Here is a 24,525-nt window from a genome sequence, read left to right as displayed (position 1 = left end):
TCCGGCGGGCCGCGCGGTGACGCACTCTGCAGGCAGAAACTGACGTGAGGGTCAACCCTGCTGTATCGGATTGCACTGCTGGCCATTGCCGCGCCTCGTCGAATCGTGGCGGTCGCGGCGATGGTGATGGTTGCCTCGGCCATCTTCGGTATTCCGGTGGCAAGCCAGCTCACCGCGGGTGGGTTCCAGGACCCGACCTCGGAGTCCGCCCGCGCCGCCCGGGTGCTCACCGACACCTTCGGCCGCGGGGATCTGCAACTGGTGTTCGCCGTCACCGGGCCCCGTGTACAGGCCGAACCCGTCGGGCGGAGACTTGTCGACCGACTCGAGTCGGACCCGAACGTGGTGCGCGTGGTCTCCGCGTGGACCGCACCCGAGCAGGCGGCGGCGTTGGTCAGCCGCGACGGGCAGACCGGCCTGGTGGTGGCCGAACTGACCGGCGGCGAGGAACGAGCCCCCCGCTACGCCGAGCAGATCGTCGACGAGGTCGAGCCGGCGATCCTGCCCGGCTACCCCGACGTCACTGTGCGCGCCGGCGGCTCGGCGATGGTGTACGCCCAGATCAACGCCCAGACCCAGCGCGACGTCCTGGTGATGGAGGCCATCGCGCTGCCGCTGAGCTTCCTGGTGCTGGTGTGGGTGTTCAAGGGGCTGCTGGCCGCCGCGGTGCCGGTGGCGGTGGGGGCGCTGGCGATCGTCGGTTCGATGGCGGTGTTGCGGCTGGTCGCCCTGGGCACCGATGTGTCGATCTTCGCGCTGAACCTGACCACCGCGCTGGGTCTGGCGCTGGCCATCGACTACACGCTGCTGATCGTCAGCCGCTTCCGCGACGAGGTGGCTGCGGGGGCGCCGCGTGAACAGGCGCTGGTGACGACGATGGTCACCGCGGGCCGGACCGTGCTGTTCTCGGCGTTGACGGTCGCGCTGTCGATGGCGGCGATGGTGCTGTTCCCGATGTATTTCCTGAAATCGTTCGCCTACGCCGGGGTGGCGACCGTGGCGTTGTGTGCGGCCGCCGCGGTGCTGGTGACGCCGGCGGCGATCATGATGCTCGGTGACCGGCTCGACGCACTCGATGTCCGGCGGGTGGTGCGGCGCCGTCCCGACCCCGTCGACGCCCACGAGCGGTTCTGGTATCGGTCGACGAAGTTCGTGACCCGCCGCGCAGTGCTCGTCGCGCTGGCGGGCACGGTGCTGCTGGTGGCGTTGGGCCTGCCGTTCCTGCGCGTGTCCTGGGGGTTGCCCGACGAACGGGTGCTGCCGCGGTCGGCGTCGGCGTATCAGGTCGGCGAGCTGGTGCGCACCGCGTTCCCGGACAACGCCGAGGCCTCGCTGACGGTGGTGGTGCCCGACGCCGGCGGGCTGACCGCGCAGGACTACGAGCGCTACGCCACGGCCGCATCCCGCATCGGCGGGGTCACGACGGTCAGCGCGCCGCCGGGCCTCTACGCCGACGGCCGCTGGGTCGGTCCGCCCTCGGAGGCGGCCGGGACCGGTGCCGGGGCGGCGTTCCTGACCGTCGGCAGCACCACGGCGCTGTTCACCGATGCCTCGCAGCGCCAACTCGACGCCCTCCGGGCGCTGCCCGGGCCGGGGGGCCGCGATGTCGCGATCACCGGGATCGCGCAGGTCAACCGCGACAGCGTCGCCGCGATCGAACAGCGTCTGCCCGTGGTGCTCGGGGTGATCGCCGCCATCACCCTGGTACTGCTGTTCGTGCTGACCGGCAGTGTCGTGCTGCCGATCAAGGCACTGATCCTCAACATGTTGTCGCTGACCGCGGCGTTCGGAGCGCTGGTGTGGATCTTCCAGGAAGGGCATCTCGGCGCGTTCGGCACCACTCCGACCGGAGCGCTGGTGGCCAACATGCCGGTGCTGCTGTTCTGTATCGCGTTCGGCCTGTCGATGGACTACGAGGTGTTCATCATCGCCCGTATCCGGGAGTTCTGGCTGGCCAGCGGCCGGACCCGGGCCGACAACGACGAGAGCGTGGCGCTGGGGCTGGCCCATACCGGGCGCGTGGTGACCGCGGCCGCGCTGATCATGTCCATTTCGTTCGGCGCCCTGATCGCGGCGCAGGTGTCGTTCATGCGGATGTTCGGCCTCGGCCTGACGCTGGCGGTGCTGGTTGACGCGACGCTGGTGCGGATGGGGCTGTTGCCGGCATACATGCGTCTGATGGGCCGATGGAACTGGTGGGCTCCGCCGGTTTTGAGCAGACTGGTGAGCAGACCGGGAACGTCGCGAAATTAATCCAGGCGTCAACCCATCCGTTCGGGGTACTGCTCCGAATGCAGGTGTGAGCAGCGCAGACCACACAGAAGGAGCGGTCGTTTGAACAGGGGTGATCGACCGGGAGCGCGCCTGATGGCGCCCAACGGCTGGGGCGGGCCATCGCTCGGCCTGGCGACGTGGCGCGAAGAGGTGCGCGACGCGGTGCGCGAGCACGTCAGCGAGTTCGTGCGCGGCGAGTGCGTGGATCGCCTGGGCGACGCCAACGTGGGTGTGGCCGGGGAACTGCTGTGCAACTTCCTCGAGGGCGGCAAATACGTGCGCTCGACGTTCATGTACCTGGGCTGGCTGTGCGGCGCCGACGAGGACCCCGCCGCGTTGCGCGCCTCGGCCAGCCTGGAGCTGCTGCACGCGTTCGCGCTGATGCAGGACGACGTCATGGACGGTTCGCCGATGCGGCGCTCCCGCCCCGCCGCGCACGTCGTGTTCGCCGGCTGGCACCGCGACCGCGCGATGACCGGATCCCCCGAGCGGTTCGGCGAGTCCGCGGCGATCCTGCTCGGCGATCTGTGCCTGGTGTGGGCCGAGGAGATGCTGCGTCGCAGCGGTGTCGGTGAGCACGCGCTGTCGCGGGTGTGGCCGCGCTACGACGCGATGCGCACCGAGTTGGCGATCGGCCAGTTCTCCGATCTGGTCAACAGCTCCCAGACCTACCCCCGCCTCGACCAGGTGCTCGACGTGCTGCGGCGCAAGTCCGGCAACTACACGGTGCGTCGGCCGCTGGAGATCGGCGCGGCGATGGCCGGCTGCAACCGCGGCGTCATCGACGCGCTGGCCGGCTACGGCGCCGCCATCGGCGAGGCGTTCCAGCTGCGCGACGACATCCTCGGGGTCTTCGGCACCCCGGCCCTGACCGGGAAGTCGGCCGGCACCGACATGGAGGACCGCAAGGCCACCAGCGTCATCGTCGCGGCCTACGAGCTCGCCGACCCGTCGCTGCGCCGCCAGCTCGCCGAGCTGATGGTCGCCCCCGACATCGACGCCGCCGCCGTCGAGCAGTGGCGCAACCTGATCGTCGCCAGCGGCGCCGTGCAACGGATCGAGGACCTGATCGCCGACCGGCACGCCGAGGCGCTGAGCCACCTCGACCGCGCCACCATCCCCGACCGACCCCGAGCCGCGCTGGCCGACATGGCCATCGCCTGCACCCAGCGAGCAGCCTGATGCGCACCGTGAACGGAAAGACCGATCGAGTCGTCATCGTCGGGGCCGGGCTGTCCGGCCTGTCGGCAGCACTGCAGCTGGCCGGACGTGGACGCGCCGTCACCGTCGTCGAGCGCGGCGAGCATCCCGGCGGGCGGGTCGGCCGCGCCGACATCTCCGGTTACCGCATCGACACCGGCCCGACGGTGCTGACGATGCCCGACATCATCGACGACGCGTTCGCCGCGGTCGGGCGCTCGCTGGCGGAGTGCCTGCCGATCGACCCGGTCGCCCCCGCCTACCACGCCTCGTTCGCCGACGGCAGCGCGCTGCACGTGCACACCGACGCGACCGCGATGGCCACCGAGATCGAACGGTTCGCCGGCCGCGCCGAGGCCGACGGCTATCTGCGCCTGCGGGACTGGCTGACCAAGCTGTACCGCACCGAGTTCGACGGTTTCATCGGCGCGAATTTCGATTCGCCGCTGTCGCTGCTGACCCCCCAGCTGGCCCGGCTCGTGGCGCTGGGCGGGTTCCGCCGGTGGGAACCGTTGATGCGCAAGTTCCTCACCGACGAACGGCTGCTGCGGGTGTTCACCTTCCAGGCGCTCTACGCCGGGGTGCCGCCGCAGGGCGCGCTGGCGGTGTACGCGGTGATCGCCTACATGGACACCGTGGCCGGGGTGTACTTCCCGCGCGGCGGTATGCGCGCGCTGCCCGACGCGATGGCCGCCGCCGCAGCTGACGCAGGCGTCGAATTCGTCTATGGGGCAACGGTTTCGGATCTGGAGTTCGCCGGGTCCCGCGTGACGGCCGTGCGTACCGCCGAAGGTCACCGGGTGCCGGCCGACGCGGTGGTGCTGACCACGGAGCTGCCCGACACCTACCGGATGATCGGTCGCACCCCGCGACGGTTGTTGCGACACCGGGCGGCCCCGTCTGCGGTCGTCGCCCACGTCGGTTGCGCGGCAGTCGATCCCGGCGTCGGGCATCACACCATCCTGTTCGGCGAGGCGTGGAAGCAGACCTTCCGCGACATCATCGACGACGGCCGCGCCATGGGTGATCCGTCGCTGTTGGTGACCCGCCCGACCGCCGGTGACCCGTCGCTGGCGCCCACCGGGCGCGACCTGCTCTACGTGCTGGCCCCGGCGCCCAATACCGAGGTCGGCACCGTGGACTGGGATGCCGCGGGACCGGGTTACGTCGACCAGATGCTCAGCGCCGTGCGGGGGCGGATGCCCGGTGTCGCGGAGGACGCCGAGGTGCTGCACGTCGTCACCCCGACCGACTGGGGCCGGCAGGGCATGGCCGCCGGTTCGCCGTTCGCGTTGGCGCACACCTTCGCCCAGACCGGGCCGTTCCGCCCGGCCAACACCGTCCGCGGCATCGACAACGTCGTGCTCGCGGGCTCATCGACGGTCCCCGGAGTCGGGGTTCCGACGGCGATCCTGTCCGGCCGGTTGGCCGCCGACCGGATCACCGGTGTCGTTGCCCCTCGCCCCACATCAGAGGTGAACCGCTCATGATCAGCACCGAGCTCGACGCCGCCGGCGTACGCGAACCGTCGCTGCGCGCGGCTTATCAGCACTGTCGCACCGTGAACGCCCAGCACGGCAAGACGTTCTTCCTGGCCACCCGGCTGCTCGCGCCGCGTCAGCGGCCCGCCGTGCACGCGCTGTACGGGTTCGCCCGCGGCGCGGACGACATCCTCGACGACTTCGACGCACGCACCAACGAGGAGCGCGCCGACCAACTCCAGAAGCTGTCCACCCGGCTGTTCAACAGCCTGGTCGAAAACCGTTCCGGTGACGGCAATCCGACGTTGACGGCGGTGGTCGACACTGCCCGCAGATACGACATCGGCTGGGATCTGTTCGACGATTTCCTGGCGTCGATGCGGATGGATCTGACCGTCACCGACTACCCGGACCGCAAGTCGCTCGAGCGTTACATGTACGGCTCGGCCGAGGTGATCGGACTGCAGCTGCTGCCCGTCCTGGGGACGGTCGGACCCCGCGAGGAAGCCGCTCCGTACGCCGCGGCGCTGGGAAAGGCCTTCCAGCTGACCAACTTCCTGCGCGACATCGATGAAGACCTGTCCCGCGGTCGCGTGTACCTTCCGGCCGACGAGCTGGCCGCCCACGGGGTGGACCGCGACCTGCTCGAGTGGTGCCACACCAACCGGCGCACCGAGCCGAAGGTGCGTGCCGCGCTGGCCGAACAGCACGCCATCACACGTGCGGTCTATGAGCAGGCCCGCCCCGGCATCGACACGCTGGCACCGAGTTCGCGTCCGTGCGTGGCCGCCGCGCTGACGCTGTACTCCGACATCCTGGCGCGCATCGAGGCAATCGATTTCGAGATCTTCGGCCGCCGCGCCACGGTGAGCAAACCGCGGCGGTTGGCGGTCGCGGTGGCGGGTATCGGCAGGGCGTGGGCGAACCGTATCCGGTATGGAAGTGTGTGACGGGTGGATCGCCGGCCGTACCTGATTACGAAGAACGCAGGAGCGTGGCGGTGATCCCGGACGGGGTGGACCGGCACAGGCAGACGCTGCCGGGTTCACCCGGGCCGTCGGCCGTGCCCGCCGGATCGCCGCGCCCGCGGGTGGTCGTCGTCGGCGGTGGCATCGCCGGGCTGGCCGCAGCCACCGGGCTGGCGGAGCGGGGCGTGGCGGTCGACGTCATCGAGGCGGAGAATCACCTGGGCGGACGGGTCGGCGGCTGGCCCGACACCCTCGCCGACGGGTCTCCGGCGGCGATGAACCGGGGCTTTCACGCGTTTTTCCGGCAGTACTACAACCTGCGGGCCCTGTTGCGGCGCACCGACGCCGGCCTCACCGCACTGAGCCCGGTCGACGACTATCCGTTGATCGACGGGCAGGGACGCGTCGACACGTTCCGCGGGCTGCCCACCGCACCCCCGTGGAACGCGTTGGTGTTCGCGTTGCGCAGTCCCACCTTCCGGCTGCGGGACCTGCTGTCGCTGGACGCCAAGGCCGCCGCACCGTTGGCGGCGGTGTCGGTGCCGCAGACCTATGAGTTGCTCGACGACCGCGATGCGGCAACGTTCCTGCGCGACATCAACTTCCCCGAGGCGGCGCGCCATCTCGCGTTCGAGGTGTTCGCCCGCAGCTTCTTCGCGCGGCCCGAGGCGTTGTCGGCGGGCGAGTTGGTCACGATGTTCCACATCTACTTCCTCGGTTCCAGCGAGGGGCTGATCTTCGACGTCGCGAACGCCAACTTCGATGTGGCGCTGTGGAATCCGTTGAAGGCCTATTTGCAGGACCGTGGGGTGGAATTTCACACCGGGGTCCGGGTCGACACCGTGGCCACGAACGACACCGTGGTGGTGACGAGTGCGACCGGCCGCTCGTTCAGCGCCGACGCGGTGGTGTTGGCCACCGACGTGCCGGGACTGCGCCGCATCGTGGCCGCCTCGCCGGGCCTGGGTGATGCGCAGTGGCGCGACCGCGTCGCGGCCCTGCAGACCGCGCCGCCGTTCGTGGTGCTGCGATTGTGGCTGGATCGGCCGGTCCGCGCCGATCGTGCCCCGTTTGTCGGGACAGGAGGCCGTGAACCGCTGGACAATGTCAGTGTGGTCAGTCGCTATGAAGCCCAGGCCCGTCAGTGGGCCGCGCGCACCGGCGGCTCGGTGGTCGAGCTGCACGCCTATTCGGTGTCCGACGAGGACGGCGACGACATGGTGCGTGAGGCGCTGTTGAAACGCATGTACGAGCTGTATCCGGAAACGGTCGACGCGACGATCGTCGACGAGCGGTTGCTGCGCCGCGCCGACTGCCCCCGCTTCGCGCCCGGCGACTTCGCCGACCGGCCCACGGTGACCACCCCCGACCCGCGGGTGGTGTTGGCCGGAGACGGGATTCGCATCGATCTTCCGGTGGCGTTGATGGAGCGCGCGGCGACGACCGGGTGGAGTGCCGCCAACCAGCTGCTCGGCGGCTTCGGGCTGGCCGGGCATCCGCTGCAGACCGTGCCCAACCGGGGCCGCTCGACGCTGCTGCGACGACTGGCCGGTTCGACGACGGGGGCGAGATGAGCACGGGAATCGGGTGGCGTGACCGGCTGAAGAAGGCGTGGCCGTTCGAGATTCTCGCGCCCGCGGAGTGGGCGGCCCAAACACCGACCTGGCAGGACGCGAACCCGGCGGTCATTCGCGCGGCGCTGGCGCGCGCCCAGCGCCGACCGGGCGGCAACTGGTTCGTCTTCGCGGCGAGTTCGTCGATCGGCGACAAGCCGTTCGGGACCTCGGTGGCCGGCCACGAAGTGGTGGCCTGGCGCAAACCCGACGGCACGCTGGTGGTGGCTCCGCGCGCCTGCCCGCACCTCGGTGCCGACTTGGCCTCGGCGCCGGTGGACTGCGGCGAGCTGGTGTGTCCGTGGCACGGCTTGCGGCTCGGTCAGCGCCGGCACGGCACCTGGAAGCCGTTCACCGCCGACGACGACGGCGTGCTGTGCTGGGTCCGCCTCGACGACACCGCCGAGGTCACCCCGGCCGAGGTGCCGGTGGTTCCGCCCCGCCCCGAGCAGCCCAGGATCGCGGCCGTCACCCGACTCGACGGGGTCTGCGAACCGCAGGACATCGTCGCCAACAGGCTCGACCCCTGGCACGGCGGCTGGTTCCATCCCTACTCGTTCACCAAGCTGCGGGTGCTCAGTGCCCCGCCGATCGACACCGAGCTTCCCGAGCAACTCGACAAGTTCGTCGTCGAGGTGACCTTCCGGATCGGGCGGCTCGGGGTGCCCGTCATCGCCGAGTTCACCACGCCCGGACCGCGCACGGTCGTCATGCGCATCGTCGAGGGCGAGGGGCTGGGCAGCGTCGTCGAGACGCACGCCACCCCTGTCGCCGTCGGCCTCGACGGTCGGCCGCGGACCGCGGTGATCGAGGCGGTGATCGCCCACTCCGATCGGCCCCACTTCGGCAAGGGCATGGTCGCGGCGCCGCTGATCCGGCCGGCGATGAAACAGGCCGCGACGCGGCTGTGGCGCGACGACCTGGCGTACGCCGAGCGGCTCTACCAGCTCCGGTCCTAGCCGCTGCTCAGGTCATCACGACAGCTCAGGTCCTCCCCAGCTCAGGTTTCAACGATGATGTCCCACACCCTCCGCGTCGAGCAGTGGAACCTGTTTGGCCGCCCACGGGCTGATCGCCCAGCCGAACTCGGCGGCTGCCCGCAGTTGCTGCCACGGAACCCAGGTGTAGTCCATGATCTCGTCGCGGTCGGCGCGCACCGGTCCGACGACGCGCGCGCTGAACACCGGGCACACCTCGTTCTCGACGACGCCGTCGGCGGCGATCGCGACGTAGCGGAAGTCGGGCAGCACGCAGCGCAGATCGGTGATCTCGACGCCGAGTTCCTCCCGCACCCGCCGGGCCACCGCATCGGCCATCGCCTCGCCGGGGGCGGGGTGCCCGCAGCAGGAGTTCGTCCAGATGCCGGGGAACGTCTTCTTGTGCAGCGCGCGGCGGGTCAGCAGCACCGAACCGGCGTCGTCGAACAGATAGCAGGAGAACGCCAGATGCAGCGGCGTGGCGGTGTGGTGGACGTCGGCCTTTGGCGCCGAGCCGATCGTGCGGCCCTCGTCGTCGAGCAGGACCACCAGCTCCGGGGTGTCTACGGCTGTCATGTCAGGCATTCGTCACTGGATACCCACCGGATGGGTTCGCGATGTCGGCGTGTCCGCGCGCGCCCGCCGCGACTGCCCACGCCGACGTCACCGGGGCGGGTGCGATGGCGGTAGTGCTGGCCTACACCCCGCCCGCGTTCGGGCATCTGTTCCCGTTCTGCGCCCTGCTGACGGAGATGGCGGGGCGCGGTCACGAGATCCACGTCCGGACGCTGGCCGCCGGGGTGGACATGTGCCGAGGTCTGGGCTTCAAGGCCGCCCCCGTCGACGCTCACCTCGAGGACCTGCAGCCCTCCAGTGCGGCGGGTGTCCTGGTGTCAGCCAGCAAGACGGTGCGCGAGCTGGCCGAACGCGCGGCGGCGGAGGTCGGGGATTTCCAGCGCGCGGTGCGGGCGACCGACCCGGACCTGATCATCGTCGACGCGAACTGCTGGGGAGCCCTCTCTGCGGCGGAGGCCCAGTCGCGGCCGTGGACGGCGTTGTCGCCGTTCGTGCCGTACCTGCGCAGCCCCGGTTCTCCGCCGTTCGGCGCCGGCAAGCGTCCGTTGCCCGGGCGGTGGGGCCGCGTGCGGGACTGGGGCGTCGGCACCGTCACCGGGGTCGTCTTCGATCGGCCGTTCCGCACAGGCATGGCCCCGGTGCGCGCGGGGCTGGGCCTTGCCGCGGTGGACAGCGCCGATGCGCTGTTGCGGCGCGCGCCGCTGCTGTTGGTCACCACGGGCAAGCCGTTCGAGTATCCCCACACCGACTGGGGGGATTCGGTGGAGTTGATCGGTCCCGCAGAATTCGACCCTCGGGCGGATCGTCCTGGCTGGCTCGACGAGATCGACGAGCCGGTGGTGTTGGTGACCACCTCGTCGGTGCGGCAGGCCGACGAGGCGCTCGTCGATGCCGCGGTGGCGGCGCTGCGCGACGAACCGGTGCACATCGTGGCGACGCGGCCGGCCGACGAGGACGCCGAGGTGTTTCGCCGTCCCGGTGTGACGATGGCTCGGTTCGTGCCGCACTCGTTGGTCCTCGAACGGGCGGTCTGCGTCGTCACCCACGGCGGTATGGGAATCACCCAGAAGGCGTTGAGTCGCGGAATCCCTGTCTGCGCAGTGCCGTTCGGTCGCGATCAGTTCGAGGTGGCGCGCCGGGTGGAGGTCGCCGGGTGCGGCACCCGGTTGCCGGCGCGCCGGTTGACCGTGCCCCGGCTGCGTTCGGCGGTGCGCACCGCGATGACGATGACCGACGGTGCCGCCGCCGTCGCGGCGGGATTCGCCGCGACAGGCGGTGTGCGCCGGGGCGCCGACCTGCTGGAGCGCCGGCTCTAGTCGGCGAATCGGGCGCGCTATCGGCCGCGGGTGACGCGTTTCGCGCCGGATTCGCGGTGACGGGGGTGCGCGGTGGGTAAGAAGAGGGGCGTGAACGAGGAAACGACGCAAGGCCGTGATCGCGGGTCGGTGTACGCCGTGCATCTACGCTCCAGTGCGGTCGTCGCCGTGCAGTTCGTCGCCGTCGCCGCGGCGCTGTGGGTGTTGGCCTGGGTGGTGGGGGAGACGTGGGTGATCCTGCTGCCGGTGTTGCTGGCGTTGATCGCGTGCACCGTGCTGTGGCCGCCGGTGCGCTGGCTGCGTAGCAAGGGCCTGCCGCCGGCGGCGGCGGTGATGGCGACGCTGCTGCTGGCCGTCCTCGTGGTCGCCGGGGTGATCGCGGCCGTGGCCCCGGCGGTGGTGGAGCAGTCCACCGAGCTCGCCCAACAGGCCTCCGCCGGTGTCGTCAAGGTCCGCGACTGGCTCGGCGGCCCGCCGCTGAACATCAGTGAATCCCAACTCAATTCGGCGGTGTCGGCGATCACCGATCGGCTCAACTCGAGCGGGACCCAGATCGCCACCGGGGTGTTCTCCGGGGTGGGCGCTGCGACGTCGGCGCTCGTCACCGTGTTCACCGCGATCGTGGTGACCTTCTTCTTCCTCAAGGACGGGCCGCGGTTCCTGCCGTGGCTGCGTCGCCATGTCGGCCGTCCGGCCGGGCCGCATCTGGCGGGGGTGTCCGAGCGGGTGTGGTCCACCCTAGGCGGATTCATCCGCACCCAGGCGGTGGTCAGCCTCATCGACGCGGTGCTGATCGGCATCGGTCTGGTCATCGTGGGGGTGCCGCTGGCCTACGCCCTGGCGATCATCACGTTCATCGGCGGCTTCGTGCCGATCGTCGGCGCGTTCGTCGCCGGCGGCCTGTCGGTGTTGATCGCGCTGGTGTCCAACGGTCCGGTCGACGCCCTCATCGTGCTGGGCATCATCGTCGCGGTGCAGCAGCTGGAGGGCAACGTGTTGCAGCCCTGGCTGCAGTCGAAGTCGATGAACCTGCACGCGGTGATCGTCCTGCTGGCGGTCACCCTGGGGGCGTCGACGTTCGGGGTGATCGGGGCGTTCCTGGCGGTTCCGGTGGCCGCCGCGGCAGCCGAGATCATCCGCTACTACGGCGAGCACGTGTCCGGGCTGACCGGCGACGGGGCCGAACCCGACGCCGACTCCGAAGCAGAAGCCGGCCCCGAATCCGACGCTGGGGCCGAGCCGGACAGCGAGGACGACGCGGACGCCGCGGCGGAGGTGCCCTGACCGTCGATCAGGCGCGGGTGCGCTGATAGTGCCTGCGGGCCTTCATCCTGTTGCCGCAGACGGCCATCGAGCACCAGCGCGCGTTGTTGGGTCTGCTGCGGTCGAGCAGGAACAGATGACACGCGGTGTTGGCGCACGGCCGGAGCCGGCCCGGATGGCTGATGCGCAGGCCGTCCCAGGCCAGCGCCATGCGCGCCGCCGTGTCGGCGCCGCTCACCTGCCACGTCACTCCGCTGTCGTGCACCACCGGGCGCAGGTCGACTCCGGACAGGAAGGGTGCCAACAGTTCGGGTGAGGCGCCGTCTCGGACCACCGCGTGCAGCGCCGCGCGCACCCGGATCAGGGCGTCGCGTTCGGCTGGTTCCAGGGCGAGGCCGCGCGCGGCCAGCCACGCCTCGGCGTCGTGAGGGTCGGCGAGGTCGTCGGTCGGGACACCGTCGATGACGGGGGTGGTGTTCAACAGGTCCAGCAGCAGCGCCTCGTCGTCGGTGCCGGTGACGCACAACTCCATCGCTAACCTCCAAACGTCTCTTGACAGGTTACATGCTTTCCGGTTGACTGCGGCTAACCAGCAAAACAGCGATTAGGAGTTAGTTATGTCGGCCGTTCATCATCGCTACGCCACCGTCGCCGGTCGCGCAGTCTTCTACCGGGAGGCCGGCCCCGCCGACGCCCCCGTCATCGTCCTGCTGCACGGCTTCCCGACCAGCTCGTTCATGTTCCGCAACCTCATCCCGGAACTGGCCGACCAGTACCGGGTGATCGCGCCGGACTTCCTCGGTTTCGGCTATTCGGACGCACCCCCGGTCGAGGAGTTCGACTACACCTTCGACGCGCTGGCCGATCACACCGCGGGCCTGCTCGCACAGCTCGGAGTCGACCGGTACGCGATCTATGTCCAGGACTACGGGGCGCCGGTCGGGTGGCGGCTGGCGCTGCGCGACCCCGCGGCGATCACGGCGATCGTCACCCAGAACGGCAACGGCTACGACGCCGGCTTCGTCCCCGAAGGCTGGCAGCCGGTATGGGCCTACCAGCGGGAACAGAACCCCGAGACGGCCGCCGCGCTGCGCGAGTTCCTGTCGTTCGAGGCGACCCGGCACCAGTACCTCGCCGGCGTGCCCGACCCCAGCGTGGTCAGCCCCGACACCTGGCATCACGACTACGCGCTGCTGTCGCGGCCGGGCAATGACGCCGTCCAGCTGAAACTCTTCCTGGACTACGCGAGCAATCCCACGCTGTACCCCAAGCTGCACGACTACCTGCGCGCCAGCGGAGTGCCCGTGCTCGCGGTGTGGGGTGACGGGGACCCGTTCTTCGGCCCGGACGGCGCGCGGGCGTTTGCCGAGGACGCCGTGGACCCCGAGATCCACCTGTTCGAGGGCGGCCATTTTCTGTTGGAGAGCGCGCTGCCGGAGGTGACCGAGCTGATGCGCGACTTCCTGGTCCGCCGGGGATGAGTCACGATTGACGCCTTGACCCTCACGTGGCGTCAGGCGCCACCCTGATCGACATGACGCAGGAGAAGCAGGTGGACGAGCTCACGGTGGGTGAGGTCGCGGAGCGCTTCGGCATCACCGTCCGCACGCTTCACCACTACGACGACATCGGGTTGCTGACCGCGAGCCGGCGAACGGCCTCGGGTTACCGGGTCTACACGTCGGCAGACCTCACCCGCTTGTCCCAGATCATCATCTACCGCAGGCTCGAGTTCCCGCTCGACGAGATCGCGAGCCTGCTGGCAGAAGGGGACGAGGTCAGCCACCTGATTCGCCAGCGCGAACGCGTCATGTCCCGGCTCGACGAGATGGCCACGCTCGTCGAGGCAATCGATCAGGCACTGGAGAAGGCGATGACGAACACCCCCATGACCGACGACGACATGCGTGAGCTGTTCGGTCCCGGCTTCGACGACTATCAGGCCGAGGCCGAGCAGAAGTGGGGTGAGACCGACGCCTGGCAGGAGTCGCAACGCCGGGCCAAGTCCTACGGCAAGGCCGAATGGGTCCGGATCAAGGCCGAGGGCGAAGCGGTCGAAAAGGCCCTGTCCGACGCGTTCCGGGCCGGGCTACCCGCCGACTCGGCCGAGGCGATGGACGCCGCCGAGCAGCACCGCCTGCACGTCAACCGCTGGTTCTACGACTGCCCGCCGGACTTTCACCCCAACCTGGGTGACATGTACGTCAGCGACCCGAGATACGTCGAGACCTACGACGAGACGTTCGGACTGCCCGGGCTCGCGGCCTACTGCCGCGACGCGATCCACGCGAACGCGGACCGCCTCGCCTGATGCGCCCTAGCGGGCGAACATCAACGCGCGCTTGACTTCCTGGATCGCCTTCGTGACCTGGATGCCGCGCGGGCAGGACTCCGTGCAGTTGAACGTCGTGCGGCAGCGCCACACCCCGTCGACGTCGTTGAGGATGTCCAGCCGCTCGGCGGCACCCTCGTCACGCGAGTCGAAGATGAACCGGTGGGCGTTGACGATCGCCGCCGGGCCGAAGTAGGAGCCCTCGGTCCAGTACACCGGGCAGCTGGTGGTGCAGCACGCACACAGGATGCACTTGGTGGTGTCGTCGTAGCGGGCCCGGTCGGTCTGGCTCTGGATGCGCTCGCGGGTCGGCTGGTTGCCGGTGGTGATCAGGTACGGCTTGATCGCGCGGTAGGCGTCGAAGAACGGCTCCATGTCGACGACCAGATCCTTTTCTACGGGCAGACCGCGGATCGGCTCGATCGTGATGGTGAGCTGTTTGTTCGGGTTCTTGGGCAGCATGTCGCGCATCAGCACCTTGCACGCCAGCCGGTTGACGCCGTTGATGCGCATCGCATCCGAGCCGCACACCCCGTGCGCGCAGGAGCGGCGGAAGGTCAGCGTGCCGTCCAGATACCACTTGGCGTAGTGCAGCAGGTTCAGCAGCCGGTCGGTGGGCAGGCACGGCACCCGGAAGCTCTGGAAGCCGGCGGCATCCGGGTCCTCGGGGTTGAACCGCGCGATCTTCAGCGTCACCATCACCGCGCCCTCGGGAACGGGTGGCAGTTCGGGATCCTTCGTCTCGACCTCGGGAGCGATAGTCATCTTCTCAGTACTTCCGTTCCATCGGCTCGTAGCGCGTCTGCACGACGGGCTTGTAGTCCAGGCGGATGTCGGCCAGCAGGCCCTCGCCGGCCTTGTAGGCCATGGTGTGGCGCATGTAGTTGGTGTCGTCGCGGTTCGGGTAGTCCTCGCGGGCGTGCCCGCCGCGAGACTCCTTGCGGTTCAACGCCCCGGCGACGGTGACCTCGGCCAGCTCCAACAGGAAGCCCAGCTCGATCGCCTCGAGCAGGTCGCTGTTGTAGCGCTTGCCCTTGTCGTGCACCGTGATTCGCGAATACCGCTCCTTCAGCGCGTGAATGTCGGTCAACGCCTGCTTGAGGGTCTCCTCGGTGCGGAACACCGCGGCGTTGTTGTCCATCGACTGCTGCAGCGCTCCGCGGATGTCGGCGACGCGCTCGTTGCCGTGGTCGGACAGGATGTCGCCCACCCAACCGGCCACCATGCCGGCCGGGTTCTCCGGCAGCTCGACGAAGTCGTGGCCCAGCGCGTAGTTCGCCGCGGCGATGCCCGCGCGACGGCCGAAGACGTTGATGTCCAGCAGCGAGTTGGTGCCCAGCCGGTTGGCGCCGTGCACCGACACACACGCGCACTCGCCGGCGGCGTAGAGGCCCGGCACGACGGTGGTGTTGTCGGAGAGCACCTGGCCGTTGACCGTCGTCGGGATGCCGCCCATCACGTAGTGGCAGGTGGGGTAGACCGGCACGAGCTCCTTGACCGGGTCCACCCCGAGGTAGGTGCGGGCGAACTCGGTGATGTCGGGCAGCTTGGATTCGAGCACGTCCTCGCCGAGGTGGCGCACGTCGATGTAGACGTAGTCCTTGTTGGGTCCGGCGCCTCGGCCCTCGAGGACCTCGAGGACCATGGAGCGCGCGACGATGTCGCGCGGGGCCAGGTCGACGATCGTCGGCGCGTAGCGTTCCATGAACCGCTCGCCGTCGCCGTTGAGCAGTCGGCCCCCCTCGCCGCGCACGGCCTCGGAGATCAGGATGCCCAGCCCGGCCAGACCGGTCGGGTGGAACTGGTGGAACTCCATGTCCTCCAGCGGAAGTCCCTTGCGGAAGATGATGCCCAGGCCGTCGCCGGTCAGCGTGTGCGCGTTGGAGGTGGTCTTGTACATCCGGCCCGAACCGCCGGTGGCGAACACGATCGCCTTGGCGTGGAAGACGTGGACGTCCCCGGTCGCCAGCTCGTAAGCGATGACACCGGTGGCCACCGGGCCCGACGGGGTCTGGGTCATGGCGATGTCGAGGGCGTAGTACTCGTTGAAGAACTCGACGTCGTGTTTGACGCAGTTCTGGTACAGCGTCTGCAGGATCATGTGGCCGGTGCGGTCGGCGGCGTAGCACGCGCGCCGGACCGGCGCCTTGCCGTGGTCGCGGGTGTGCCCGCCGAACCGGCGCTGGTCGATGCGACCCTCAGGGGTGCGGTTGAACGGCATCCCCATCTTCTCCAGGTCGAGCACCGCGTCGATGGCCTCCTTGGCCATGATCTCGACCGCGTCCTGGTCGGCGAGGTAGTCGCCGCCCTTGACGGTGTCGAAGGTGTGCCACTCCCAGTTGTCTTCCTCGACGTTGGCCAGTGCGGCGCACATCCCGCCCTGGGCGGCGCCGGTGTGGGACCGGGTCGGGTAGAGCTTGGTCAGCACCGCGGTCCGCGCCCGCGGACCGGCCTCGACGGCGGCACGCATGCCCGCGCCGCCCGCGCCGACGATGACGACGTCGTGGCGATGTTCAACGATCATGGTTTCTGCTCCTCGTCAGGAGATCGTGGCGTCGAAGGTCAGCAGCACATAGGTGCCCAGCACCAGCGTGAAGGCGACCGACAGCGCCAGCAGGGTGTTCAGCCAGAACTTGGTGGAGTCCTTGCGGCTGTAGTCGGCGATGATGGTGCGCATACCGTTGCCGCCGTGCAGCTGGGCGAGCCAGAGCATCAGCAGGTCCCAGGTCTGCCAGAACGGCGAGGCCCAGCGCTGCGCGACGTAGTTGAAGTCGATGCGATAGACGCCGCCATCCCAGATGAGCCCGATGAACAGATGGCCCAGCACCAGGAAGATCAGCGCTACGCCGGAAAACCGCATGAACAGCCAGGTGTACTTCTCGAAGTTCGGCATGCCGCCGCCGCGCCGCTTGGAGCGCGGGTTGTCCAGGCCGGCGGGCCGGTCGTAGCTGCTCTGCATCACCGGGGCGGGACCGCCGCGGTCGCTGATGTGGTCGTAGGGGTTCTCGCCCCGGCGGTGTTCGACGGCGCTCACAGGAACCGCTCCGCCATGTGCATGCCGATGACCCCGACCGCGGGGATCATCACGGCCAGCCACACGCCGGCGATCACCCACAGCATGAGCCTCTGGTACTTCGGTCCTTGTTGCCAGAAGTCGATCAGGATGATGCGGACCCCGTTGAGCGCGTGGTAGAGCACCGCGGCGACCAGGCCGATCTCCATCAGGCCGACGATCGGGGTCTTGTAGGTGTCGATGACCTCGTTGTAGGCCTCGGGGCTGACCCGCACCAGCGCGGTGTCGAGCACGTGGACGAACAGGAAGAAGAAGATCGTCGCACCGGTGATGCGGTGCAGCACCCACGACCACATCCCGGGATCGCCGCGGTAGAAGGTGCGTCGACGCAGCCGCGGGGCGGGTGCCGCCTCGCTTCCGGTCAGACTCGGTGTCTGCGTGCTCATCTGGCCTCCAACGCCATCGGTGGACGCTCGGGGCGGGGCCCTCGAGGCCCCCCCGTGACAGGCGTGGCCTGGACCGCTGCCCCAAACCTCGGGGCGACTCTAAACCCATCATCCACCTCGATCGAACTAGCGTGGAGCCGATCAGGGCGTCAAAGGTGTGAAGTTAGGTCTGCCTATTCGGCCGGCCGAGCCGACGGACGGGGATTCGGAATGCATTCAGATGAGGGGTCGGTGAGTCGGAAATGACGGCCGGGATCGATTGGGAGACATTGCGGGACAAAGCGATTGCGGCATCGAAGGACGCCTATGCGCCGTACTCGCGGTTCCCGGTGGGGGCGGCAGGGCTGACCGACGATGACCGAATGGTGACCGGCTGCAATGTGGAGAATGTCTCATATGGCCTAGGTCTCTGTGCCGAGTGCGGTGTGGTCTGCGCACTACATTCCGGTGGCGGCGGACGGCTGGTCGCGCTCGCCGTCGTCGACGCCACCGGCGCCCCGTTGATGCCGTGCGGCCGGTGCCGTCAGCTCCTGCTGGAGCACGGCGGTCCGGAGCTGCTCGTCGACCATCCCGCCGGGCCCCGCCGGCTGGCCGACCTGCTGCCCGACGCCTTCGGGCCCGACGACCTGGCGCGGGTGCGGTCATGACCGGGTCGTTCGACGCTCCGGTACCGAATGTCGCGCCCGGGGGCGCTCCGGTGTCGAATGTCGCGCCCGGGGGCGCTCCGGTGTCGAATGTCGCGCCCGGGGGCGCTCCGGTGTCGAATGTCGCGCCCGGGGGCGCTCCGGTGTCGAATGTCGCGCCCGGGGGCGCTCCGGTGTCGAATGTCGCGCCCGGGGGCGCTCCGGTGCCGAATGTCGCGCCTGGGGGCGCTCCGGTGTCCGACAGCGCGTTCGACGCGCTGAAATCGATGTCGCATCTCGATGCTCCGTCCGTGATCCGGACCAAGCGCGACGGGGGAGCCCTGTCCGACGAGGCCATCGACTGGGTCATCGACGCCTACACCCACGGCCGGGTCGCCGACGCCCAGATGTCGGCGCTGCTGATGGCGATCTTCCTGCGGGGGATGACCGGCGCCGAGATCACCCGCTGGACCGCGGCGATGATCGACTCGGGGGAGCGGCTGGACTTCACCAACCTGCGGTCGATGGACGGCACGCCGCTGGCGCTGGTGGACAAGCACTCGACCGGCGGCGTCGGCGACAAGATCACCATCCCGCTGGTGCCGGTGATCATGGCCTGCGGAGGAGCGGTCCCGCAGGCGGCCGGGCGGGGGCTCGGTCACACCGGCGGCACGCTGGACAAATTGGAGTCCATCCCCGGATTCAGCGGCGAGCTCACCAAAGCCCAGATCCGCCAACAACTCTGCGACCTCGGCGCGGCGATCTTCGCTGCCGGCGAGTTGGCGCCGGCCGACCGCAAGATCTACGCGCTGCGCGACGTCACCGCCACGACGGAGTCGCTGCCGCTGATCGCCAGCTCGATCATGAGCAAGAAGATCGCCGAGGGCACCCGCGCGCTGGTGCTCGACTGCAAGGTCGGCTCGGGCGCCTTCCTGGCCACCGAGGCGGAATCCCGTGAGCTGGCCCGCACGATGGTCGACCTCGGTACCGAGCACGGACTGACCACCCGCGCCCTGTTGACCGACATGGAGGTGCCGCTGGGCCGTACCGTCGGCAACGCGGTCGAGGTCGCCGAGTCGCTGGAGGTACTCGAGGGCGGCGGTCCCGACGACGTCGTCGAGCTGACGCTGGCGCTGGCCCGGGAGATGCTCGACGCCGCCGGACTCGACGCCGTCGACCCGGCGCAGACCCTGCGCGACGGCACGGCGATGGACCGGTTCCGCGCGCTGGTCGAGGCCCAGGGTGGTGACGTGGCGGCGCTGCGCGCCGAGGCGCTACCGCTCGGCGAGCACAGCGAGACCCTCACCGCGCCGCGCGGTGGCACGATGGGTGACATCGACGCGATGGCGGTAGGGCTTGCGGTGTGGCGGCTCGGAGCGGGCCGCTCGATGCCCGGTGAGCAGGTGCAGTTCGGGGCGGGCCTGCGCATCCACCGCCGGCCAGGTGAACCCGTCGCCGCCGGTGAGCCGCTGTTCACCCTCTACTCCGACACGCCGCAACGTTTCGGGGCAGCATTGGCCCAACTCGACGGCGCCTGGTCCGTCGGGGACGAGGCTCCCGTCGCGCGCCCGCTGATCATCGACCGGATCGGGATGTAGGAGGTTGCAGTGACCACACCGTTGACGCTGGAGACCATTCGGCAGGCGCCCAAGGCGCTGTTGCACGACCACCTCGACGGCGGCCTGCGCCCGGCCACCGTGCTCGAGCTCGCCGATCAGTACGGCTACGACCAGCTGCCTGAATCCGATGTCGACAAGCTGGCCACGTTCTTCCGCACCGCGGCGCACAGCGGGTCGCTGGTGCGTTATCTGGAGCCGTTCGCACACACGGTCGGCGTCATGCAGACCCCCGAAGCGCTGCACCGGGTCGCCCGCGAGTGCGTCGAAGACCTCGCCCGTGACAACGTCGTGTACGCCGAGATCCGGTTCGCCCCTGAACTGCACATCGACGGCGGGCTCTCGCTGGACGCGGTCGTCGACGCGGTGCTGGCCGGGTTCGCCGACGGGGAGAAGGTCGCCGCGGCCGAGGGCCACGCGATCGTGGTGCGCTGTCTGGTCACCGCGATGCGTCATGCCGCGCGGTCCCACGAGATCGCCGCGTTGGCGGTGCGGTTCCGGGACCAGGGGGTGGTCGGTTTCGACATCGCCGGGGCCGAGGCCGGCCATCCGCCGACCCGCCACCTCGACGCGTTCGAGTACATGCGCAGCAACAACGCCCGGTTCACCATCCACGCCGGGGAGGCGTTCGGGCTGCCGTCGATCCATGAGGCGATCGCGTTCTGCGGGGCCGACCGGCTCGGCCACGGCGTGCGCATCGTCGACGACATCGAGGTCGATTCCGACGGCACGGCGCGGTTGGGTCGGCTGGCGGCGCTGCTCCGGGACAAGCGGATCCCGTTCGAAATGTGCCCGAGTTCCAACGTGCAGACCGGCGCGGTGGCCAGCATCGCCGAGCATCCGTTCGACAGGCTGGCCCGGTTGCGCTTCCGGGTCACGGTCAACACCGACAACCGGTTGATGAGCGACACCACGATGAGCCTGGAGATGCTGCGGCTGGTGGAGGCGTTCGGCTACGGCTGGAGCGATCTGGAGCGGTTCACCATCAACGCGATGAAGTCGGCGTTCATCAGTTTCCCCGAGCGGTTGGCCATCATCGACGAGGTCATCAAACCCCGCTACGCCGTGCTGATCGGCTGACCCCGCGCACCTGGCGCGGCGAAATCACTCCTGGCGCAGGCGGGACTCGACGAAGGACTCCAGCGACTCCCACTGCTCGACGGCGTCGGCGAACGATCCGCCGGTCGGGCGTCCGGTCTCGTCCGGCTCGAGGACGTGGCCGATGACCCGGCCCAGCGCGGTGTCGGGCGCCAGCTTGGTCTCGACGCTGGCCTCTTCGGCATAGTCGCCGACATCGCGGATCAGCTCGACCGCGAGTTCGAGCTGGTCGCGGTCGAGGGCATCGGGCCCCTCGGCCAGGTCGTCGGCGATTCCGGTGAGCACGTAGACGTTGTCGTCGGTGACGTCGATGCGCAACGAGCCGTCGGTGGCCGCGGTGCGGATGTCGTCGTAGGTGGCCAGGTCGGACAGGTCGTGGTCGTGTTCGTCGGCCAGATAGCGCGCCAGCGCGCGCTCGGAGCCGAACACGCTGATGCGGCCGTTGCGGCCCAGGAAGATCGGCCGGTCGTCGAGGTAGCAGCGCAGCGTGAACAGCGTGCCGCCACTGGTCATGATGCGCACCGGGTCGATGCCGACCCGCTGCCAGAAGTCTTCGTCGCTGCCGAGCACCCGGGTCTGAGCCGCTGCTTCCAGCTCGGCGGACTCTTCGTCGGTGTCCACCACGTCGTCGATCACGACGTCGTCCTCGGCCACGTCGTCGTCCAACTCGGGGGCCGGCTCGTCGAGCTCGGCCTGCGCCTTCTGCGCGGCGGTGCGGTCGACGTCGGGAGTGGTGATGATCGCGTCGATGGCCTCCAGGACGTTGTCCCAGCCGCGGGCGATGATCTTCTCGATCTCGGCCCACCGCTTGCGCCCGGCGCGCCCGGCGAAGGCCTCGACTCCGCCGCCGACGGTGCCGAGCACCGGGTTGCCGTTGAAGAACTTGGTGACGGCGGGCAGCTCACACACCGATCCGATCGACGAGACCACGGCCAGTGCACCGTGCACGGCGCTGACGCTGTCGTCGGTGGGCTTCTCGGCCAAAACTTCCTCGAAGCCGACCACGTCGTGCGTGTGTGCCTCGGACGGGACCAGCCTGTGCGCGTTGGCCTCGGTCAGCTTCTCCCACGCGGGATGGTCGGCGAGGTCGTTGTCGGTGTCGGTGCGCACAAAGGCCACCAGGTCGGCGACGGACTCGAACACGTAGAAGTCTTCGTCCTTGCCGAGGAAGGCCTCCCACTCGTCGCCGTCGGCGCGCCACCGCGGGGCCCACAACGTGTACACGTCGCCCTTCGTCAGCTTGAGCTGGATGGGCACGATGTCAGCAGCCATGCGGCACAGCCTAGCTACCGGGCACCGCTGGCCGGCCGCGCCCCGCGGGCCTCCGACCCGCGGCGATCACCGGGCGACCTCGCGTGCGCACGCGCTGACGTCGTCATCGAGGATCCGCCGGTCCGGCACGACGTCTTCCTCCATCGTCTTGATCCGGAAGCAGTCGATGATCCGGCTTCGCTCCAGGTCGCGGAGTTCCAGATAGGCCCACCCGCCGAGGACCCCGCCGGCGGCCGCCAGGAACACCCCTGCCGCACAGATCCACACTTTCGCTCTCCACCCCACGCAGGGAAATTAGCCGCACGGCACCGGCGATGGCTGAGGTCAGCCTGAGGGTTGCAGCGGGATTTGCTAAGCGTTTTCAGGCCGTCGGCCGCCAGAAACCCTGGAAGCCCTGCCCGGCGTTGCTGGTCCGGATCGGGGACAGTTTCACCGGGTCGCCGGCCTCGATCATCAAGTTGTTTCCCACGACCATCGCGACGTGCCCGTCCCACACGGCGAGGTCACCGGGCCGCAGATCACCGGGGGCGACCGCGGCGCCGATGTCCTGTTCCTGCGCCAGCCGCGGAATGTTCAACCCGGCCTCGCGATACGCCCACTGGGTGAGCCCACTGCAATCCAGGCCCACACCCGGGGTGGTCCCGCCCCACTGATAGGGCACGCCGAGTTGGGTGAGTGCGTGCCGGACGGCGGCGGCGGCCGCGGCGTTGGGCGCCAGCACCACGCTGCCGTCGGGTAGCCGGATCTCGACGCCTTCGCCGAAGTTGGCCGCGTCCGGGGTGTCGGCCCCGTGGGTGAATGCCGCCCACTCGCCGGCGCCGCCGCCAGAAGTGCCGACGCCAGCGCCGCCATAGGTTCCGGGTGAGCCGCCGCCCCAGCCTCCCGGTGTCTCAGCACCCCAGCCGCCGGCGCCCGGCGCGGCAGGCGTGCCCGAGGCGGCAGGCACGGTCGGCGCGGCCCCCGCCGTGTGGGTGTCCAGCGCCGCAGCATGCCGGTCGAGTTCGCCGAGGAGTGCCTCGACCACGGTGATGGCCTGATGCAGCGCCTCCCGCGCCTCGGCGAGCAGCTCGTGCGCGACGCCAGGCGAGTCCAGCCGCGGTTCCAGCGCGCTCGCGACGGCCTCGAAGTCGTCGAGGATCTGTCGCAGCCGCCGCCGCGCGTGCGCCACGGCGTCGGCGGCCTGCCCGGCGACGACGCCCATGGTGCCGGTGCGTGCGGCGGCGTCGTCGATGGCCGCGGTCGTCGCAGCGGCGTATTCGGCGGCCGTGTCGGCACCAGACCCGCGCCATCCCTCGCCGGTGACCCGCCAGGCCCGGGCGGCCGCTGCGGCCGTGTCGGCCAGTGCGTTCCGCGCGTCCCGCAGCGCCGCGGACGGGTCACCGGCCGGCCCGGCCGACCAGCCCGGACCGACCAGCGCCTGCAGGCGTCGGATGGGCTCGGCCAGAACGGCGGTCACAGCGCCGGGCATCACCACCCGCCGAGCAGCTGTGCACCGGCGTCTCCGTCGGCGCGGTGGTAGTTCGACGCCGCCTGCTGAGCGGCGCGGTGCGTGCCGGCCAGCGCCGCGCACACGCCGGCCAACGTCTCGGTCTCCCGTGCGACGGCGCGGTTCAGCCGTGCCAGGAACGCCGCCCCCACCGGGCCGAACAGCGATGCATCGGTACCCACGGTGGCCAGGCGGGCGGTGACGGCCTGCAGGTCGTCGGCGTGTCCGGCGGAGGCCGAACCGTAGGCGCGGATGAGGTCGGTGTCCGCGGTCAGACGCGCGTGCATATGGATACGACGTCGCGAAACCGCCGTCGGTTCCCATTAAGGTGCGAATTCATGGATGTGCGCGTTGTCGACCACCCGCTGGCCGCGGCGCGGCTGACCACCCTGCGTGACGAGCGCACCGACAACGCCGCGTTCCGGGCCGCGCTCAGAGACCTGACCCTGATGCTGGTCTATGAGGCCACGCGTGAGCTCGTCACCGACACTGTGGCGGTGCGCACTCCGCTGGTCGAGACCGCGGGCGCCCGCTTGGCCAACCCGCCGCTGCTCGTGCCGGTGCTGCGCGCCGGGCTGGGCATGGTCGACCAGGCGCACGCGCTGATCCCGGAGGCGCGGGTCGGCTTCGTCGGGATCGCCCGAGACGAGGACACCCACCAGCCGATGCCCTACCTCGAGTCGCTGCCTGACGACCTGAGCACCCAGCCGGTGATCGTGCTCGACCCGATGCTGGCCACCGGCGGGTCGATGGTGCACACGCTGGAACTGCTCTACGCCCGCGACGCGGTCGACATCACCGCGATCTGCGTGGTCGTGGCGCCGGAAGGGATTGCCGCGCTGGAGAAAGCCGCCCCGGAGCTCCGGCTGTTCACAGCGACGATCGACTCGGGCCTCAACGACATCGCCTACATCGTGCCGGGTCTGGGTGACGCCGGTGATCGCCAATTCGGGCCCCGCTAGCTGTACTGA

24 protein-coding genes are annotated in these 24,525 nt (G+C 69.9%); 14 read left to right on the top strand and 10 right to left on the bottom strand.

What is annotated here, in order from left to right; all coding sequences use genetic code 11:
* The first annotated feature begins 57 nt into the window (after positions 1–57).
* The 6 genes from ACEWX3_RS21940 (at position 58) to ACEWX3_RS21915 (ending at position 8,495) form a co-directional block, all read left to right on the top strand.
* Positions 58–2,253 carry an MMPL family transporter gene (locus ACEWX3_RS21940; RefSeq protein WP_374159917.1) on the top strand — a complete coding sequence of 732 codons (2,196 nt, stop codon included), beginning with the start codon at positions 58–60 and terminating at the stop codon, positions 2,251–2,253.
* A 114-nt stretch (positions 2,254–2,367) separates the two neighbouring features.
* Positions 2,368–3,456: a polyprenyl synthetase family protein gene (locus tag ACEWX3_RS21935; protein WP_374157686.1), complete on the top strand. Its 1,089-nt coding sequence runs from the start codon at positions 2,368–2,370 to the stop codon at positions 3,454–3,456.
* Positions 3,456–4,964, top strand: a complete 1,509-nt coding sequence (gene crtI, locus ACEWX3_RS21930; RefSeq protein WP_374157685.1) for a phytoene desaturase family protein — start codon at positions 3,456–3,458, stop codon at positions 4,962–4,964. The genes ACEWX3_RS21935 and crtI overlap by 1 nt, the downstream gene beginning before the upstream one ends.
* Complete coding sequence (locus ACEWX3_RS21925; RefSeq protein WP_221349119.1) at positions 4,961–5,905, top strand: phytoene/squalene synthase family protein; 945 nt, start codon at positions 4,961–4,963, stop codon at positions 5,903–5,905. The genes crtI and ACEWX3_RS21925 overlap by 4 nt, the downstream gene beginning before the upstream one ends.
* A gap of 44 nt (positions 5,906–5,949) precedes the next feature.
* Positions 5,950–7,497 (top strand): FAD-dependent oxidoreductase, encoded by a 1,548-nt coding sequence (locus tag ACEWX3_RS21920; protein ID WP_374157684.1) that lies wholly within the window; start codon positions 5,950–5,952, stop codon positions 7,495–7,497.
* Positions 7,494–8,495 (top strand): DUF5914 domain-containing protein, encoded by a 1,002-nt coding sequence (locus tag ACEWX3_RS21915; RefSeq protein ID WP_374157683.1) that lies wholly within the window; start codon positions 7,494–7,496, stop codon positions 8,493–8,495. Before ACEWX3_RS21920 ends, ACEWX3_RS21915 begins: the two co-directional genes overlap by 4 nt.
* Positions 8,496–8,543: 48 nt before the next feature.
* Here the strand turns inward: ACEWX3_RS21915 and idi are convergent, their stop codons facing one another.
* Positions 8,544–9,089, bottom strand: coding sequence for an isopentenyl-diphosphate Delta-isomerase (gene idi / locus ACEWX3_RS21910; protein WP_221349114.1), 546 nt, complete (start codon positions 9,087–9,089; stop codon positions 8,544–8,546).
* A 104-nt stretch (positions 9,090–9,193) separates the two neighbouring features.
* Here idi and ACEWX3_RS21905 point away from each other — a divergent pair, with 104 nt between their 5' ends.
* Positions 9,194–10,405, top strand: coding sequence for a glycosyltransferase (locus ACEWX3_RS21905; RefSeq protein ID WP_374159916.1), 1,212 nt, complete (start codon positions 9,194–9,196; stop codon positions 10,403–10,405).
* Positions 10,406–10,495: 90 nt separating this feature from the next.
* Positions 10,496–11,689, top strand: a complete 1,194-nt coding sequence (locus ACEWX3_RS21900; protein WP_207067807.1) for an AI-2E family transporter — start codon at positions 10,496–10,498, stop codon at positions 11,687–11,689.
* Positions 11,690–11,696: 7 nt separating this feature from the next.
* Here ACEWX3_RS21900 and ACEWX3_RS21895 read toward each other — a convergent pair whose 3' ends face one another.
* Entirely contained in the window at positions 11,697–12,200 is a 504-nt protein-coding gene (locus tag ACEWX3_RS21895) for a CGNR zinc finger domain-containing protein (protein WP_207067806.1), read from the bottom strand.
* Positions 12,201–12,285: 85 nt separating this feature from the next.
* On the opposite strand from ACEWX3_RS21895, the gene ACEWX3_RS21890 reads away from it, so the two are divergent.
* Together ACEWX3_RS21890 and ACEWX3_RS21885 are read left to right on the top strand one after the other, a co-directional pair.
* Positions 12,286–13,149 carry an alpha/beta fold hydrolase gene (locus ACEWX3_RS21890; protein WP_207067805.1) on the top strand — a complete coding sequence of 288 codons (864 nt, stop codon included), beginning with the start codon at positions 12,286–12,288 and terminating at the stop codon, positions 13,147–13,149.
* A 71-nt stretch (positions 13,150–13,220) separates the two neighbouring features.
* On the top strand, positions 13,221–13,979 hold the full coding sequence (locus ACEWX3_RS21885; protein ID WP_374159915.1) for a MerR family transcriptional regulator: 759 nt from the start codon (positions 13,221–13,223) through the stop codon (positions 13,977–13,979).
* A 6-nt stretch (positions 13,980–13,985) separates the two neighbouring features.
* Here the strand turns inward: ACEWX3_RS21885 and ACEWX3_RS21880 are convergent, their stop codons facing one another.
* The 4 genes from ACEWX3_RS21880 to sdhC all read right to left on the bottom strand — a co-directional run bounded on the left by ACEWX3_RS21880 (position 13,986) and on the right by sdhC (position 17,459).
* Positions 13,986–14,765 (bottom strand): succinate dehydrogenase iron-sulfur subunit, encoded by a 780-nt coding sequence (locus ACEWX3_RS21880; protein ID WP_163673331.1) that lies wholly within the window; start codon positions 14,763–14,765, stop codon positions 13,986–13,988.
* 4 nt (positions 14,766–14,769) lie between these two features.
* Positions 14,770–16,524, bottom strand: coding sequence for a succinate dehydrogenase flavoprotein subunit (gene sdhA / locus ACEWX3_RS21875; RefSeq protein ID WP_374157682.1), 1,755 nt, complete (start codon positions 16,522–16,524; stop codon positions 14,770–14,772).
* Positions 16,525–16,539: 15 nt separating this feature from the next.
* Positions 16,540–16,959 carry a succinate dehydrogenase hydrophobic membrane anchor subunit gene (locus ACEWX3_RS21870; protein WP_152519566.1) on the bottom strand — a complete coding sequence of 140 codons (420 nt, stop codon included), beginning with the start codon at positions 16,957–16,959 and terminating at the stop codon, positions 16,540–16,542.
* Between the two features lie 71 nt (positions 16,960–17,030).
* The gene (gene sdhC / locus ACEWX3_RS21865) at positions 17,031–17,459 is read right to left on the bottom strand and encodes a succinate dehydrogenase, cytochrome b556 subunit (RefSeq protein ID WP_221349105.1); all 429 of its coding nucleotides are present in this window, start codon (positions 17,457–17,459) and stop codon (positions 17,031–17,033) included.
* 242 nt (positions 17,460–17,701) lie between these two features.
* Between sdhC and ACEWX3_RS21860 the strand changes: the two genes are divergently transcribed.
* The 3 genes from ACEWX3_RS21860 to ACEWX3_RS21850 all read left to right on the top strand — a co-directional run bounded on the left by ACEWX3_RS21860 (position 17,702) and on the right by ACEWX3_RS21850 (position 20,778).
* Positions 17,702–18,106 (top strand): cytidine deaminase, encoded by a 405-nt coding sequence (locus ACEWX3_RS21860; protein WP_207067803.1) that lies wholly within the window; start codon positions 17,702–17,704, stop codon positions 18,104–18,106.
* A 263-nt stretch (positions 18,107–18,369) separates the two neighbouring features.
* The gene (locus ACEWX3_RS21855; protein ID WP_221350800.1) at positions 18,370–19,680 is read left to right on the top strand and encodes a thymidine phosphorylase; all 1,311 of its coding nucleotides are present in this window, start codon (positions 18,370–18,372) and stop codon (positions 19,678–19,680) included.
* A 9-nt stretch (positions 19,681–19,689) separates the two neighbouring features.
* On the top strand, positions 19,690–20,778 hold the full coding sequence (locus ACEWX3_RS21850; RefSeq protein ID WP_374157681.1) for an adenosine deaminase: 1,089 nt from the start codon (positions 19,690–19,692) through the stop codon (positions 20,776–20,778).
* Positions 20,779–20,802: 24 nt separating this feature from the next.
* Here the strand turns inward: ACEWX3_RS21850 and ACEWX3_RS21845 are convergent, their stop codons facing one another.
* The 4 genes from ACEWX3_RS21845 to ACEWX3_RS21830 form a co-directional block, all read right to left on the bottom strand.
* Positions 20,803–22,068: a primosomal protein gene (locus tag ACEWX3_RS21845; protein ID WP_207067801.1), complete on the bottom strand. Its 1,266-nt coding sequence runs from the start codon at positions 22,066–22,068 to the stop codon at positions 20,803–20,805.
* Between the two features lie 66 nt (positions 22,069–22,134).
* Entirely contained in the window at positions 22,135–22,353 is a 219-nt protein-coding gene (locus ACEWX3_RS21840; RefSeq protein WP_207067800.1) for a hypothetical protein, read from the bottom strand.
* Positions 22,354–22,429: 76 nt separating this feature from the next.
* Positions 22,430–23,536, bottom strand: a complete 1,107-nt coding sequence (locus tag ACEWX3_RS21835; protein ID WP_374157680.1) for a C40 family peptidase — start codon at positions 23,534–23,536, stop codon at positions 22,430–22,432.
* Positions 23,536–23,841, bottom strand: coding sequence for a type VII secretion target (locus ACEWX3_RS21830; RefSeq protein ID WP_207067798.1), 306 nt, complete (start codon positions 23,839–23,841; stop codon positions 23,536–23,538). Before ACEWX3_RS21830 ends, ACEWX3_RS21835 begins: the two co-directional genes overlap by 1 nt.
* Positions 23,842–23,892: 51 nt before the next feature.
* Here ACEWX3_RS21830 and upp point away from each other — a divergent pair, with 51 nt between their 5' ends.
* Positions 23,893–24,516, top strand: coding sequence for a uracil phosphoribosyltransferase (gene upp / locus ACEWX3_RS21825; protein ID WP_207067797.1), 624 nt, complete (start codon positions 23,893–23,895; stop codon positions 24,514–24,516).
* Positions 24,517–24,525: the final 9 nt, after the last annotated feature.

Origin of the sequence: Mycobacterium sp. G7A2 (genome assembly GCF_041902445.1) — a bacterium.
Taxonomy (GTDB): domain Bacteria; phylum Actinomycetota; class Actinomycetes; order Mycobacteriales; family Mycobacteriaceae; genus Mycobacterium.
This window is presented reverse-complemented; position numbering and strand designations above follow the sequence as displayed.

Bases quoted from the DNA above. Each gene is read 5' to 3' on its own strand.
- idi (WP_221349114.1), bottom strand. From the start codon at position 9,089: ATGACAGCCGTAGACACCCCGGAGCTGGTGGTCCTGCTCGACGACGAG.
- sdhA (WP_374157682.1), bottom strand. From the start codon at position 16,524: ATGATCGTTGAACATCGCCACGACGTCGTCATCGTCGGCGCGGGCGGC.
- ACEWX3_RS21870 (WP_152519566.1), bottom strand. From the start codon at position 16,959: ATGCAGAGCAGCTACGACCGGCCCGCCGGCCTGGACAACCCGCGCTCC.
- ACEWX3_RS21890 (WP_207067805.1), top strand. From the start codon at position 12,286: ATGTCGGCCGTTCATCATCGCTACGCCACCGTCGCCGGTCGCGCAGTC.
- ACEWX3_RS21880 (WP_163673331.1), bottom strand. From the start codon at position 14,765: ATGACTATCGCTCCCGAGGTCGAGACGAAGGATCCCGAACTGCCACCC.
- ACEWX3_RS21830 (WP_207067798.1), bottom strand. From the start codon at position 23,841: ATGCACGCGCGTCTGACCGCGGACACCGACCTCATCCGCGCCTACGGT.
- ACEWX3_RS21860 (WP_207067803.1), top strand. From the start codon at position 17,702: ATGACGGCCGGGATCGATTGGGAGACATTGCGGGACAAAGCGATTGCG.
- ACEWX3_RS21845 (WP_207067801.1), bottom strand. From the start codon at position 22,068: ATGGCTGCTGACATCGTGCCCATCCAGCTCAAGCTGACGAAGGGCGAC.
- ACEWX3_RS21925 (WP_221349119.1), top strand. From the start codon at position 4,961: ATGATCAGCACCGAGCTCGACGCCGCCGGCGTACGCGAACCGTCGCTG.
- ACEWX3_RS21905 (WP_374159916.1), top strand. From the start codon at position 9,194: ATGGCGGTAGTGCTGGCCTACACCCCGCCCGCGTTCGGGCATCTGTTC.
- ACEWX3_RS21935 (WP_374157686.1), top strand. From the start codon at position 2,368: ATGGCGCCCAACGGCTGGGGCGGGCCATCGCTCGGCCTGGCGACGTGG.
- sdhC (WP_221349105.1), bottom strand. From the start codon at position 17,459: ATGAGCACGCAGACACCGAGTCTGACCGGAAGCGAGGCGGCACCCGCC.
- crtI (WP_374157685.1), top strand. From the start codon at position 3,456: ATGCGCACCGTGAACGGAAAGACCGATCGAGTCGTCATCGTCGGGGCC.
- upp (WP_207067797.1), top strand. From the start codon at position 23,893: ATGGATGTGCGCGTTGTCGACCACCCGCTGGCCGCGGCGCGGCTGACC.
- ACEWX3_RS21855 (WP_221350800.1), top strand. From the start codon at position 18,370: ATGTCGCATCTCGATGCTCCGTCCGTGATCCGGACCAAGCGCGACGGG.
- ACEWX3_RS21895 (WP_207067806.1), bottom strand. From the start codon at position 12,200: ATGGAGTTGTGCGTCACCGGCACCGACGACGAGGCGCTGCTGCTGGAC.
- ACEWX3_RS21915 (WP_374157683.1), top strand. From the start codon at position 7,494: ATGAGCACGGGAATCGGGTGGCGTGACCGGCTGAAGAAGGCGTGGCCG.
- ACEWX3_RS21835 (WP_374157680.1), bottom strand. From the start codon at position 23,536: ATGCCCGGCGCTGTGACCGCCGTTCTGGCCGAGCCCATCCGACGCCTG.